Origin of the sequence: Pseudoalteromonas holothuriae, from assembly GCF_945859825.1 — a bacterium.
Taxonomy (GTDB): domain Bacteria; phylum Pseudomonadota; class Gammaproteobacteria; order Enterobacterales; family Alteromonadaceae; genus Pseudoalteromonas; species Pseudoalteromonas holothuriae.
Genome location: NZ_CAMAPC010000052.1, coordinates 1 through 2,607, shown reverse-complemented (window position 1 = coordinate 2,607; position 2,607 = coordinate 1). Strand labels below are relative to the sequence as shown.

The following is a 2,607-nucleotide window of genomic DNA, read 5'->3' as shown; positions in this document are numbered from 1 at the left end:
CCGTCGTTGTTAGACTCAGCGTTGCAAGCGAGCATAGGTTTATCACTTGCAGCGGGTCAAGATGGTGGAGCACAGGTGCCTTTTGCACTAGAGCAAGTGACGGTTTACAAGAGGTGTCCACAGCAGGTGTGGGTACTGGTAGAGCAAGCGCAGGGTAGCAGTGAGCAACTGAAGAAACTGAATATTACTTTGTGTGACGAAGGTGGACAGGTGTGTGTACAGTTGATTGGTTTCAGCGCACGTGCATTCGGTGACAAACAGATCAAAGGAAACCTCCAAAAACGGGTGCAAAAACTCTCGCGCCCTGTTGAATCGACTATTGCGTCAGGCGCATTGGAAGAACGGATCCGTAAATGGATGAGCAACGAAGTGGCCAGGTTATTAAAAATGCCTGAGCAAGAGGTTGACGTAGAAAGTGAGTTTTCAGAGTTTGGTTTTGATTCAATCAGTTTGACTGAGTTTGGTGCAGAGCTTAATCGCACTGGCTCGATTGAACTGTCGCCAACAGTGTTTTTTGAATATCCTACTATTGCAAGTTTTTCAGCTTATTTGGCACAAGAGTATGGTGTTGAATTCTCCGAACGTTTTGCAGATCTGGGCGATTTAAATAATGCACCAACAGAGGATGTAAATGAGCATCAATCACCTGAAAATAATCAGGATATGTCATTGCATGAAGATGTGGTTACGCGCATCGACTGGCTACAAGGCTTTGATACTGAACCAGTAAAATCGCCGTCAGTGGCGGTTATAGGTATGAGTGGCCGGTTTCCTGGTGCCAGAAATCTAACTGAATTTTGGGAAAATATCCGTGATGCCAAGGATTGCATCAGTGAGATCCCCGCTGAGCGCTGGAATTGGCAAGCACTCGCTGAAAAAAATCTGACTAATGTGAAATGGGGCGGATTTATGGAGGGAGTTGAGGAGTTTGATGCATTGTTCTTCGGCATTTCTCCTCGAGAAGCTCAGTTGATGGACCCACAGCAACGTCTGTTGATGACTTACACATGGAAAGCTTTAGAAGATGCCGGTTATGCGCCGCAAAGTTTAGCTGGATCAGATACTTCGATATTTGTAGGTACAGGTAACTCAGGTTATTCAGATTTATTGGCAATGTCAGGCGGCAAGATTGAGGGATATACATCGACAGGTCTAGTCACCTCAGTTGGACCAAACAGGATCAGCTACTTACTTAATATTCATGGTTCAAGTGAACCTATCGAAACGGCGTGCTCGAGTGCTTTAGTGGCAATCCATCGTGCTGTTGGTGTTATCGAGATGGGACTGAGTAAGATGGCGCTTGCTGGCGGTATCAATACATTATTATCAGCGATGACTCACATAGCGTTTGATAAGGCGGGTATGCTCTCACCAGATGGTCGATGCAAGTCATTTGGACAAAATGCTAATGGCTATGTACGTGGTGAAGGGGTAGGTATGTTGCTGCTTAAGTCTTTGACAGAGGCTGAGCAAGATGGAGATCATATCTATGGTGTGATCCGTGGCACCGCGGTTAATCATGGTGGCCGAGCAAACTCTCTGACAGCACCAAATCCCAAAGCACAGGCACAGTTACTAGAAGCTGCGATGCGTAAAGCGGGGGTTGACCCTCGTACAGTGAGTTATATAGAAGCACACGGTACAGGAACTGAGCTGGGAGACCCGGTTGAAGTGAATGGTCTAAAAACGGCGTTTAAACATTTATATGACGACGCCAATATAACCGCTGAGCGCCAGCAGGATTACCAAGAAGCATACTGTGCTTTGGGGTCGGTCAAGAGCAATATTGGACACCTTGAAGTTGCATCAGGCGCAGCTGGGGTGATCAAAACTTTACTGCAATTTAAACATAAGACTTTGGCAGCCAGTTTACACAGTGAGCCACTTAATCCACATATTAAACTAGCACAAAGCCCGTTTTATCTTCTACACAAGACACAGCCATGGCATGCCTTGAAATCAGTACAGGGAGAGGAATTACCACGTCGAGCAGGGGTGAGTTCTTTTGGCTTCGGCGGGGTAAATGCTCATGTTTTGCTAGAAGAATATCGAGCTGAACCTGTGGCTTTAGAGTCTCAACAAGGCTCTGTGATAGTTGTTTTATCAGCAAAGACGCAGGATGCGTTGCTGCGTCAGCAACGTGGCTTATTGGATTATATTAACCTCGCGGGCGTTTCGTTACGCGATCTTGCTTATACATTGCAAGTGGGTCGTGATGCGATGGCTGTTCGTTGGGCTACTACGGTTTCTAACTTGAATGAACTCAAAGACAAGTTAACGCGCAGTATCGCAGCAGAGCAGCATATTGACAGTGTTTTTGTGGGGAATGAAAAGAAGAGTAGACAGCAGAATAGTTTATTCAATAGTGACAGTGAGTTTAAGGATATAGTTGCCAATTGGCTATCGTTAGGTAAGAACTATAAATTGGCGCAGTTGTGGGCGGGTGGTTTTAATTTGGATTGGCATTTATTGTATGGTGAGGTAATGCCACGACGTATCAGCTTACCGACCTACCCATTTGCACAGCAACGTTGTTGGGTAGATATAGACTCAAGTGTGTCGCGTCAAGGCTCGCAGGGCGAACCGGGTAAACAACAGGGTGCCACA

General features: G+C 46.1%; 1 protein-coding gene. It reads left to right on the top strand.

Annotated elements, in window-relative coordinates; translation table 11 throughout:
- On the top strand, positions 1-2,607 hold a 2,607-nt coding region (locus OCI93_RS20730), incomplete at both ends, for a beta-ketoacyl synthase N-terminal-like domain-containing protein (RefSeq protein ID WP_261627234.1).